At 63.7% G+C, this 8,079-nt stretch carries 12 protein-coding genes; 4 read left to right on the forward strand and 8 right to left on the reverse strand.

The window, feature by feature from the left end:
* The first annotated feature begins 18 nt into the window (after nt 1-18).
* The 4 genes from RMP06_RS16230 to RMP06_RS16245 are packed head-to-tail and all read left to right on the forward strand — an operon-like array spanning nt 19 to nt 4,179.
* Nucleotides 19-1,878 (forward strand): ATP-binding protein, encoded by a 1,860-nt coding sequence (locus tag RMP06_RS16230; protein ID WP_310462834.1) that lies wholly within the window; start codon nt 19-21, stop codon nt 1,876-1,878.
* On the forward strand, nt 1,875-3,242 hold the full coding sequence (locus RMP06_RS16235) for a sigma-54-dependent transcriptional regulator (RefSeq protein ID WP_310462835.1): 1,368 nt from the start codon (nt 1,875-1,877) through the stop codon (nt 3,240-3,242). Before RMP06_RS16230 ends, RMP06_RS16235 begins: the two co-directional genes overlap by 4 nt.
* A 2-nt stretch (nt 3,243-3,244) precedes the next feature.
* The gene (locus RMP06_RS16240; RefSeq protein ID WP_310462836.1) at nt 3,245-3,565 is read left to right on the forward strand and encodes a 4a-hydroxytetrahydrobiopterin dehydratase; all 321 of its coding nucleotides are present in this window, start codon (nt 3,245-3,247) and stop codon (nt 3,563-3,565) included.
* Nucleotides 3,562-4,179, forward strand: a complete 618-nt coding sequence (locus RMP06_RS16245) for a YitT family protein (RefSeq protein ID WP_310462837.1) — start codon at nt 3,562-3,564, stop codon at nt 4,177-4,179. The genes RMP06_RS16240 and RMP06_RS16245 overlap by 4 nt, the downstream gene beginning before the upstream one ends.
* Before the next feature lie 7 nt (nt 4,180-4,186).
* Here RMP06_RS16245 and RMP06_RS16250 read toward each other — a convergent pair whose 3' ends face one another.
* The 8 genes from RMP06_RS16250 to RMP06_RS16285 all read right to left on the reverse strand — a co-directional run bounded on the left by RMP06_RS16250 (nt 4,187) and on the right by RMP06_RS16285 (nt 7,918).
* Entirely contained in the window at nt 4,187-4,819 is a 633-nt protein-coding gene (locus tag RMP06_RS16250; RefSeq protein ID WP_310462838.1) for a LysE family translocator, read from the reverse strand.
* Nucleotides 4,820-4,838: 19 nt separating this feature from the next.
* On the reverse strand, nt 4,839-5,276 hold the full coding sequence (locus RMP06_RS16255) for a type II toxin-antitoxin system VapC family toxin (RefSeq protein WP_310462839.1): 438 nt from the start codon (nt 5,274-5,276) through the stop codon (nt 4,839-4,841).
* The gene (locus RMP06_RS16260) at nt 5,263-5,550 is read right to left on the reverse strand and encodes an AbrB/MazE/SpoVT family DNA-binding domain-containing protein (RefSeq protein ID WP_310462840.1); all 288 of its coding nucleotides are present in this window, start codon (nt 5,548-5,550) and stop codon (nt 5,263-5,265) included. The genes RMP06_RS16255 and RMP06_RS16260 overlap by 14 nt, the downstream gene beginning before the upstream one ends.
* A 168-nt stretch (nt 5,551-5,718) precedes the next feature.
* Nucleotides 5,719-5,970, reverse strand: coding sequence for a type II toxin-antitoxin system Phd/YefM family antitoxin (locus RMP06_RS16265; protein ID WP_310462841.1), 252 nt, complete (start codon nt 5,968-5,970; stop codon nt 5,719-5,721).
* 107 nt (nt 5,971-6,077) lie between these two features.
* Nucleotides 6,078-6,341, reverse strand: coding sequence for a Txe/YoeB family addiction module toxin (locus RMP06_RS16270; RefSeq protein WP_310462842.1), 264 nt, complete (start codon nt 6,339-6,341; stop codon nt 6,078-6,080).
* Nucleotides 6,338-6,502, reverse strand: a complete 165-nt coding sequence (locus tag RMP06_RS16275) for a type II toxin-antitoxin system Phd/YefM family antitoxin (RefSeq protein WP_310462843.1) — start codon at nt 6,500-6,502, stop codon at nt 6,338-6,340. The genes RMP06_RS16270 and RMP06_RS16275 overlap by 4 nt, the downstream gene beginning before the upstream one ends.
* 100 nt (nt 6,503-6,602) lie before the next feature.
* Complete coding sequence (locus RMP06_RS16280; RefSeq protein WP_310462844.1) at nt 6,603-6,971, reverse strand: hypothetical protein; 369 nt, start codon at nt 6,969-6,971, stop codon at nt 6,603-6,605.
* Nucleotides 6,968-7,918 carry a hypothetical protein gene (locus tag RMP06_RS16285; RefSeq protein ID WP_310462845.1) on the reverse strand — a complete coding sequence of 317 codons (951 nt, stop codon included), beginning with the start codon at nt 7,916-7,918 and terminating at the stop codon, nt 6,968-6,970. Before RMP06_RS16285 ends, RMP06_RS16280 begins: the two co-directional genes overlap by 4 nt.
* Nucleotides 7,919-8,079 lie beyond the last annotated feature (161 nt).

An 8,079-nucleotide genomic window follows, 5' to 3' on the forward strand; every position in this document is an offset into this window, starting at 1 on the left:
CGCAAGCTGCTCGGTGTCGTGCTGGCGGCGCTGGCCGTCGGGTTGGCGGGCTGGAGCGGTTTCCGCATCAGCGAGCGCCACGGCACGCTGGCGCTGCGCGAGGAATCGAACCACCGGCTGGACCTGTTCGCCTCCGCCGTCGAGGGCATGGTCAAGCGGCTCGAACAGGTGCCCGCGACCATCCAGCTCAACCAGGACGTGCAGGCGCTGCTGCTGGAGCCCAGCCACGCGCTGCGCGTCAGCCGCGTCAACGACTACCTGCGCCGCCTGAACGCCCACCTGGGCAGTCTGGCGGTGTTCGTCATGGACGAACGCGGCGTCGTGGTTGCCTCCAGCAACAGCGAACTCGGCGACGACAGCCAGCTCGGCGAGGACTTGTCCTACCGCCCGTACTTCCTCGAAGCCTTGTCCGGCCAGGTCGGCCGCCACTTTGCCATTGGCGCCAAGAGCAAGCAGCCGGGGTATTTCGTTTCGCACCCGATCCGGGACGGCGCCCGCGTGCTCGGCGTGGCCACCATCAAGATCAGCCTCGACCCGGTGGAAGAGGTCTGGGACATGCTCGGCGCGCCCGCGTTGCTGGCCGACACCAACCAGGTCGTGATCCTGTCGTCGCGTCCCGAGTGGCGTTACACCGCGCTGAGCGAGCTGTCGCTGGAGCGGCGGGTCGATCTGCAGATCACCCGGCTCTACAACAACATGGTGATCCCGCGCTTCCCGCTGCCGGTGAAACTCTCGATCGACGAGGACAGCCAGGTGCTCGAAGGCGTGTTGCCCGGCGGCCTGCCGCCCGAAACCGATGCCGCCCGCCCGGTGCGCAGCAGCACGCTGGTGCTGGGCCGCACGCTCGACGGCATGGACTGGCGGCTGCTGATCTTTTCGGACCTGCGCAATGTGCGCAACCAGGCTGTGCTCAACAGCATCCTCTCGGCGGTGGCGGCGGGCTTCGTGCTGCTGCTCGGGCTGTTCCTGAACCAGCGCCGGCGCATTGCCCGCCAGAAGATCGAGTCGCGGCAGATGCTGGAGCGCGCCAACACCGAACTCGAACACAAGGTCGCCCGCCGCACCCGCGCCCTGACCGACTCCAACACCCGCCTGCGCCGAGAGATCGCCGAGCGCGAGCAGGCCGAGCAGACCCTGCGCGCCGCCCAGGACGAGCTGATCCACGCCGCCAAGATGGCCGTGCTCGGCCAGCTCGCCACCGGCATCACCCACGAGCTGACCCAGCCGCTCGGCGCGATCCGCACGCTCTCGGGCAACGCGCTCGAATTCATGCGCCGGGGCGATCTGAAGGCGGTGTCGGGCAACCTGCAGTTCGTCACCCGGCTGGCCGACCAGATGGGCAACATCATCCAGCCGCTCAAGGGCTTCGCCCGCAAGTCGCTGGCCCAGCCGGCGCCGACCGACGTGGCGCACGCGGTCAGCAACGCGCTCTTCCTCTATGACCAGCGCCTGCGCAAGGAGGGCGTCACCGTCCACAACCGCTGCGAGCCCGGCCGTGTCATCGCCTGGTGCGACCCGAACCGGCTGGAGCAGGTGCTCATCAACCTGATCGGCAACGCGATGGACGCGATGCGCGACACCGAGGTCAAGGTGCTGACGCTGGACGCGGTGTCGGACGTGGCCTGCACCCCGCCGCTGCGCATCGACGTCACCGACAGCGGCCCGGGCGTGCCCGAGGACGTGCGCCAGCGCCTGTTCGAACCCTTCTTCACCACCAAGGAAGCCGGCGTCGGCCTCGGCCTGGGGCTGGCGATCTCGCGCGACATCGTGCGCGAGTTCCACGGCGACCTGGAGGCCGACAATCGGCCCGAGGGCGGCGCCTGTTTCACCGTGCGACTGCCGGCCGTGCCCACCTTGGAAGAACCTACCGCACCATGAATCCCGCCTCTGCGTCCGCCTCCGCACTCACCGTTCTCATCGTCGAGGACGATTTCCACATGCAGCTCGGCTGCGTCCAGGCGCTGCAGCTCGCCGGCCTGTCGGTCGAGGCGGTCGATTCCGCCGAAGCCGCGATCCCGCTCATCACGCCCGGCTACGCCGGCATCGTCGTCACCGACATGCGCCTGCCGAAGGCGGACGGCCTTTCGCTCGTGCGCCACTGCCATGCGATCGACCCGGACCTGCCGGTCATCATGATCACCGGCCACGGCGACGTGACGCTGGCGGTCGAGGCCATGCGCAGCGGCGCCTACGACTTCATTCCCAAGCCGTTTTCGCCTGAGATCCTGGTCGAGATCGTGCACCGGGCGATGGAAAAGCGCAGCCTCACGCTCGAAGTCGCCACGCTGCGCCGCGTGCTGGCCCGGCGCGACGGCATCGAGGGCAAGCTCATCGGCCGCTCGCCGCAGATCCAGCGCGTGCGCCGGCTGGTGATGGAGGTGGCGGACAGCCCCGTGGACGTGCTGATCCAGGGCGAGACCGGCACCGGCAAGGAGGTGGTGGCCCGCGCGCTGCACGACTTCTCCGGTCGGCGCGACGGCACCTACGTGGCGCTGAACTGCGGCGGTGTGCCCGACACGCTGCTCGACAGCGAGCTGTTCGGCCACGAGGCCGGCGCCTTCACCGGGGCGCAGAAAAAGCGCATCGGCAAGATCGAATACGCCAACGGTGGCACGCTCTTCCTCGACGAGCTGGAGACCATGCCGATGGGCATGCAGATCAAGCTGCTGCGGGTGCTGCAGGAGCGCGAGATCGAGCGGCTGGGGTCGAACCATCCGCTGCCGGTGGATGTGCGGGTGGTGGCCGCGACCAAGGACGATCTGCTGCAGCGGTCTCAGCAGGGCGGCTTTCGCGCCGACCTGTACTACCGGCTCAATGTCGTCACCATCGAGCTGCCGCCGCTGCGCGAGCGCCGCGAGGACATTCCGGTGCTGCTGGAGCATTTCATGCTGCTCGCCACCAGCCGCTTCAACCGCCCGCCGCCGCAGGTCACCACCGAGCAGATGCACCGCCTGATGGCCCACCACTGGCCCGGCAACGTGCGCGAGCTGCGCAACGCGGCGGATTGCCTGGTGCTGGGGGTGCGCAAGGACATCCTCGGGCCGGGACCGGCGCCGGAGCCCAGCAGCGAAGCGGAAGAGGGCCTGTCGCTGGCCGACTCGGTGGACAGCTTCGAGCGCAGCCTGATCGCCGCGGAACTGCGTCGGCAGGAGGGCAACATTGCCCGCACGGCCAAGGAACTGCGGGTGCCCAAGACCACGCTGAACGACAAGATCCGCAAGTACCGGCTGCAAGGAGAGTGACCATGCGCCACCAGGACCGCCTCGATCCCGACGCCCTGCGCCTCGCGCTGGCCGATCTCCCGCTGTGGACCTTCGATGCCACCCGCAGCGCGCTCACCCGGCGGTTCCGGTTCGCCAGTTTTGCCGAGGCTTTCGGGTTCATGGCCGAGATTGCGCTGCAGGCCGAGCGGCACGACCACCACCCCGAGTGGTCCAACGTGTACAACCGCGTCGAGGTGGCGTGGACCAGCCACGACGTGCAGGGCGTGTCGGCGCGGGATGTGGCGATGGCGCGGGCGTGTGACCAGGCGGCGGCACACCGCTTGCAAGCGTCCGCCCCATGACCACCGATCTCGGCGACACCATCGCTCGCCACTCGCTGCTGGAAGACGCCATCGCGCTGTTCAGCGGCACGGTCCTTGTCGCGCTCGGCGTGGCGATGTTCCGGCAGGCGTCGATGGTCGCGGGCGGCACCACCGGCATCGCCTTCCTGATCCACTACGCCAGCCACGTCAACTTCGGGCTGGCGCTGTTCCTCATCAACCTGCCGTTCTACTGGCTGGCGTGGCGCCACATGGGCCATGAGTTCACGCTGAAGACTTTTGCCGCGGTGGCGCTGATGGCGGCGGAGGTGGAACTGCTGCCGCAGGTGCTCACGTTTTCGACGCTGAACCCGCTGTTCGCCGCGGTGGCCGGCGGGCTGCTGGTCGGCACGGGGATGCTGATCCTGTTCCGCCACCGGGCGAGCATTGGTGGCATCGGCGTGGTGGCCGTGTTGCTGCAGGAGCGCCGTGGCTGGCGCGCCGGCCAGGTGCAGATGACGATCGACTGCGGCATCCTCGCCGCGGCGCTGTTGGTCGTGCCGCTGCCGCAGGTGCTGCTGTCGGTGCTCGGGGCGTTGACGCTGAATCTGGTGCTGGCGATGAACCACCGGCCGGGGCGCTACGTGGCGCGGTGAGCGCGCGCTAGGCGGCACTGGCGCGCTTGCTGCTCGCCAGCAAGCCTGCGGCCACGAGAAATACGACGCCGGTTGCCCGGTTGAACTGCTTGGCTCTGCGTGGCTGCTGGAGCCACTGCTTGGCTCTGGATGCCGAGAGCGCGTAGAGGGTCAGCCACGACAGCTCGAAGAAAATGAACGTGACGCCCAGCACCAGGAATTGAGGCGCCTGCGGAGCGCTCGGGACGATGAATTGCGGAAACAGCGCACCGAAGAAGAGCAGGGCCTTGGGGTTGCTCGCGCCGACCAGGAAGCCTTGCGCAAACAGGCGCCCGTTCGTGGACGACTCGACACTGCCGGAGACGGCGATCTCCGAAGCGGACGAACAGAGTGACGTGATGCCGAGGTAGGCGAGATAACCCGCGCCCAGCCACTTGAGCACGGAGAAGAGCGTTTCAGACGCGGCCAGCGCCGTGCCCAATCCCAGCGCAGAGAGGGCCATGATGCCCACGATCGCCGTCGTGCTGCCCAGCGATGCGATCAGTGCCTTGCGGGTGCCGAGGTTGACGGCGGTGGACACGCACATCAGGACGCTGGGGCCGGGCGTGACGGTGAGGACCAGAACGGCTGCGACGTACAGGAGCCAGGTGGTGAGGGTCATGGCAGAGGTTTCTCCAGCTTTACGGGGCCACGACAACCAGGCGTGGAAAGTAGCTTCTGTACGGTGCGGGGTCGCGGGTGAGTACGCTCAGATTCGCGACTGCGGCGTGAGCGCCGATGTAGAAGTCGGGTATTGGCTTCTGCTTCGACCCCCCTCTGCTGCGGTACAGCGCGAATGCAGCGGCTGTCAATGCTGCGCATGCCCATGGAAGAGGGGTTCGCCGCGTGTCATAGACATCCAGCAGCGCGTCCAGGGCATCGACATCGGGACCGGGAACCAGCAGCTCGGTATAGACAATCAGGTTGACATGCAGAGGCGAGCGTTCGCTGAGCGTCTGAAGCTGCTCGATGGCCCACTCGTGCTGCGGACTGTTCGCGTCGATGCAGTCGATCCAGATGTTGGTATCGACGAGCGTTCCGGCACTGCCGTCGTAGCGCGCGAGATCAGCGCCGGTCACGGTGGGCAGGCGCTGGAGCGACCTCTTCGCCGCGGAGGAAGGCCATGATCTCATCGGCTCCGAGCTGCTGGAACTCTGGCGTCAGGCTGCCTTGAACGCGGGCCGCCGCTGCACGCAGCTTCGCGCGGCGGTCTTCCTTGATCCCGGTGCCCACCGGCGTGATCACGATCCTGCTGCCCTCCAGACTGAACGACACCTCGCTTCCGGGGGCGACACCCGCCGCCACGCGGATGTGCTTCGGGATGGTGACTTGTCCCTTGTCGGTGACGTGCATGCTGGCTCCAGTAGGAATTCTGAGTGGGAATCCTACCAGCTACGGCGCGGGCGGGAGTGGCATCGGGGGAGCCGGTGCCCAGGTGCCCGGACAGCAGCACGCGCAGCTCCCGCACGGCGAAGGCGAGGATTTCGGCTTGGGTGATGCTGGGGGTCATGTTTGAGCACTTCAGAGGGCGTCGAGATCGACTTCGATGGCGTTGACCTTGTCCGCCATCCGGGCCTGCACCTTCTGGTACAGATCCTGATCTGCGATCTCTTCCATCATCGCCTCGAACAGCTCTGGCTCGATCATGTAGAACGCCGCCTTGTTGTGGTTCAGAACGGCGACGGGGCGGTTATTGGCTTCGCGCAGGACAGCGGCCGGATTCTTCTTGAATTCGGACATGCTGACGGCGAGATCGGCGAGGATGGTTTGCATGGTAGGCCCTTGAATTGGCTACGAATTTAGAGCTAATTTTGTGGCTTGTCAATGCGGCACGCCTGCGAATGTGGGCATCCATGCGCAGTGACTGCCGGAAGGGCTGCCTATTCGTGGTGGGACCACATGCGCAGCACCCGAACGGTTTTTTCGTTCGGGAAGACTTCATAGACGAGGTGGCGCTGGATGTTGATGCGCCGCGAATAGGCGCCGGCCAAGTCGCCGACCAGCTTTTCATAGCAGGGCGGGTTCTGGAACGGATCGACCGCCAAGATGGCGAGAAGCGCCTGTGCTTTTGCCTTGAGTCCAGCCGCTGCCAGCTTCTGCGCATCCTTCTGCGCGTGCCTGGAAAAGACAAGCTGCCAGCTCACCAGTCAAGCTCCGTGGCGCTGGCGTCCAAGGGTTCGGTCATGGCTTCCTTGATGGACTCGCGCATGTCGGGAACGGACAGCAGGTGGAGCGTTTCCTGGATGGCTTGCCAGTCTTCGGCGGCGAGCAGCACGGCGATGCATGCCGCATCAAAAAAATCCATTTAAAATCAACAACTTAGACGGTCCTGAATTTCTTAAACGGAAATGTAGTTTCAATGAAACTGCTTAGATCGTATTGGACAAGAACTTCGCTGAATCAGCTCATCCGATTAAACCACCGATTGTCGTCAAAACTCCTGGCCATGCGACCTTGACAAAATCTTTCAGTGCTGGATACGCCCACGAGAAATTTTTCTGTACAACTTCAAGAGCAGATGAAACCTTTGATTTATCCTGTGTCTTTATGGCTTGAACTAATTCTTTCGCATGTGACTGGGCTGCTGCATGGGCTTCAAATCCAACTTCTGAACGCCGTGCGAGAACTTCTAGCAGCTTATAGAGTTCTTGGCTGCCCGTTTCGCTCGACGCATGCATTGTCGAGGTTCCACTTATTGAGGACTGGTCCCCTTGTGCCGCCGAACCGAGGGATACGTTTCCACCGGAAACGTTGATGTTGAATGACTTGTTCATGCGTTCACCGCTTTGGCTGTTCCGGTAACTTTGTTCATTGCTCCTTGGACAATTGACCCAAAAGAGGCTTGCCCGCCACTTACATTTACATTTAGAACACTAGCGCGCTGTTGCCTGAGGTCACTTGTATCAATACCAAACGAATCAAGCACTTCAATCAGATTTTCAAAGGCAACGAACTGGAGTTCACGAGTCCGGGTCATGACGTCAATTCCATTAAAAAAACCAGGATAGACCGTCAGCAGCCCAGGAAGGGGATCGTGCTCTCTTCGAGCATAGGGTAGAAGCATGAACGGAATAGTAAATGGTGCGAATGCGTAACGCCACAGAACCTTGTTTGGATCGCGGGCGCCTCCAACCAGAATCCACCATTGAAGACTTTGAATGGCGCCTTCCCTAGTAAAGCTTGCAAGAACGTGAAACTTGGTTCCCCGTGCTGACTCCTTGCCATTAACCAGCATGAAGGTGCGAGTTTCAGGTGACGGAAGATCCCGATCGATATCCTTCAAGGCAATGAACTTCAGTTCGGAACACCCAAGGCAGCCACGCAATGCGTTGCCGAAAGACGATTTCAGACTTTCAAGGACGGGTTCTTTGGACTGGAACGTATGAAAGAACGTGCCGTATTGGACTCCAAGCGCGTTAGCTGCTCCGGACCTCGAGAATTCGAGGGAATTCGCATCTCGTCTGCGCTCAGCCGAGGCGATCATTGCCCGACATACGACTATCGTCACCGCCACATATAAAGCACCAGCGATAACTGCACCCAAGCCAAACGCGAAGAGCATGGCTGCGAGGTAGCCATATAGAACGAGAACGATCAGCACATTGCGCAACTTGAACCGCATACCGCCTCCTTTGTGTGAAAAATTCATCGACATCAAAGGATAGATCACCACTCCAACACCGTCCACGATGCCTGAATGGCAATCGCGTGAATTTTTCACTTACTTCAAAAATTCGCAAAAAATTCACGTATTAGGCTGCTGCAACCCCCGCACAAACACCTCAATGGCGGCGCGGGGGGGGGCCCGGGGGGGCCGCGGGGGGCGCGGGCGCGGGCGGCCGGGGCGGGGCGCGCGCCCCCCGGCCGGCGGGGCCGCGCGCG

The sequence above is a fragment of the Sphaerotilus sp. genome, from assembly GCF_031429695.1.
Lineage (GTDB): Bacteria > Pseudomonadota > Gammaproteobacteria > Burkholderiales > Burkholderiaceae_C > Sphaerotilus.

Bases quoted from the DNA above. Each gene is read 5' to 3' on its own strand.
- RMP06_RS16260 (WP_310462840.1), bottom strand. From the start codon at position 5,550: ATGCACGTCACCGACAAGGGACAAGTCACCATCCCGAAGCACATCCGC.
- RMP06_RS16265 (WP_310462841.1), bottom strand. From the start codon at position 5,970: ATGCAAACCATCCTCGCCGATCTCGCCGTCAGCATGTCCGAATTCAAG.
- RMP06_RS16240 (WP_310462836.1), top strand. From the start codon at position 3,245: ATGCGCCACCAGGACCGCCTCGATCCCGACGCCCTGCGCCTCGCGCTG.
- RMP06_RS16250 (WP_310462838.1), bottom strand. From the start codon at position 4,819: ATGACCCTCACCACCTGGCTCCTGTACGTCGCAGCCGTTCTGGTCCTC.
- RMP06_RS16245 (WP_310462837.1), top strand. From the start codon at position 3,562: ATGACCACCGATCTCGGCGACACCATCGCTCGCCACTCGCTGCTGGAA.
- RMP06_RS16280 (WP_310462844.1), bottom strand. From the start codon at position 6,971: ATGAACAAGTCATTCAACATCAACGTTTCCGGTGGAAACGTATCCCTC.
- RMP06_RS16275 (WP_310462843.1), bottom strand. From the start codon at position 6,502: ATGGATTTTTTTGATGCGGCATGCATCGCCGTGCTGCTCGCCGCCGAA.
- RMP06_RS16235 (WP_310462835.1), top strand. From the start codon at position 1,875: ATGAATCCCGCCTCTGCGTCCGCCTCCGCACTCACCGTTCTCATCGTC.